General features: G+C 36.5%; 1 protein-coding gene and 1 pseudogene. Both read right to left on the minus strand.

The window, feature by feature from the left end; genetic code table 11:
• Window positions 1-423, minus strand: a pseudogene (gene flhF / locus AC1DTM_RS24265) (flagellar biosynthesis protein FlhF); the annotation flags it as partial.
• A 14-nt stretch (window positions 424-437) separates the two neighbouring features.
• A partial coding sequence (flhA, locus tag AC1DTM_RS24270; protein WP_477001086.1) for a flagellar biosynthesis protein FlhA occupies window positions 438-1,970 on the minus strand: 1,533 nt, incomplete at its 5' end.

Consider the following 1,970-nt stretch of genomic DNA (forward strand, 5'->3'; position numbering starts at 1 on the left):
CTTCACAACGACAATCCCTTTTTCAAACAGTTGTAATAGTTTCTCTTTTTTTCTTGCCCATTCTTCACTATTTCCTGTTTGCATCGCTGCGTACGGCATAGAAGTCGTTACGTTTTCTAAATTGTGCAGTACCGATTGAATTCCATTTGCCTTCACAATTTCTTCTGAAGGTTCATTTATAACATCCATTAATTGGTCATGAAACTGAGCTATGCCTTCGTTACTTTCTTCCTGTTTATCTTCAGGAAAAGCGACTAACATTTCATAATTCTTCTTCCAAAAAAACGGGATGTTTCGTTTTACACTTTCATCGACAACGTAGTAATAATCTGTACCATATTGGTCAAATAACTTTCGATACAATTCATTTTTCGAAGCTGCTTTTATTCGCATTAACGCTTCTTTTTTTTCTGTACTTTCCATTACTTCACCCCCTACTATTCAATATAAGCAATTTGATCTACAACAATTTCTGGTGCTAGTTCACTAATACATAATACTTTAGCTTCTATTTGATAACGTTCAAGAAGTCTCACAATCGCAAACCTGAAATCTTTTCTGCGCGTTAATAATACTGGCTCTCTTCCCATTAAACGAGCTTGTTTGAAAACGCGCTGTACTTGCTCTACTACTCGCGTTTCTAAATCTAAATCCCAGTTTAATAAATAACCTTGATATGAATTATTAACAACATCCGCATCTAACTCGATTGAATCAGCGAAAAGCGCTGCATAAATTTTCCCGTCAGGATTTTTCGCACTCTCACAAATAACTTTTGAAATACATTCACGTACAAATGCAGTGACACCATCCACATGGTTTTGATAAATTTCTTTCCCGTCAATAATACCTTCAATAATCGTTGGTAAATCACGAATTGAAATTCCTTCTTTCAGCAGTTGTTTAATAACATTTTGAACAAGTGATAAATCGATTTCTTTCTTCTTAATTTCTTCTAATAAAACGCCATTATCAGTTTCAAGCGAGTTAATCAAGTCTTTCACATGTTGACGCTGAATTAACTCATGAAGGTTACGTCTAACGACAACATCTAAATGCGTAATTAATATGCTGAGTGGCTCTAACACTTGATAGCCTTTCATTTGTGCATCTTGTACCATATGCTCCAAAATCCAATATCCATCTTCGCCGAAAATTGGATCTTTCGCTGGTTCTGCATCTAAATCAGCCATTACGTTCGGTGTTTTCAGTGCTAATAAATAACCTGATTTTAAAACACCTTCAGCCGCCTTTGCACCTTTAATACGAATAATGTAACGTCCACGTGGTCTAAAGCTCGTATTATCTTTAAAGTTAATTCCAGGAACGTTAATACCAAGATCGGTAATAATTGACTTCCTCATAAGAACAACTTTATCTCGAGCTGTTTCCCCGTTAATCTTCTGCTTTACAAGTGCCGCTAAATCTAATCCGAGCTCTACAATAATTGGATATTTATCCGTAAAGACTCCGAATGAATCTTCGACTTGTTGCAGTTGCTCTTCATCGCCTTGAATCATCTCTAATTCTTTTTGAAGCTCGTCTTCTTTTTCTTTCTTTATTCGCTTTTTATTACGAACTCCTAAGAAAACAATCGTGCCTCCAACGAGAGCAAATGGTAGAAATGGTAACGGTGTAAAAACACCCATTGCGATAAATAAACCACCCAGCGCATATACAACAACTTCATGCGCTAATAACTCTTTAAAGATTCCTTCAGTTACTGTATCAGATGAACCGTCAAATACTCGCGTTACGATAATCCCTGTTGAAATCGCAAGCATTAACGAACCGATTTGGTTTACAATTCCGTCACCGACAGTTAACTGTGTATAGTGAATAGCCGCATCTGCAAAGCTCATTCCTTGCTGCATCATACCAACAATTAAACCGAAAATAATGTTTACAAATAAAATGACAATCCCGAAAATAACGTCCCCTTTAATGAACTTTCCGGCACCATCCATCGC

The organism is Bacillus sp. P4_D3, from assembly GCF_056401855.1.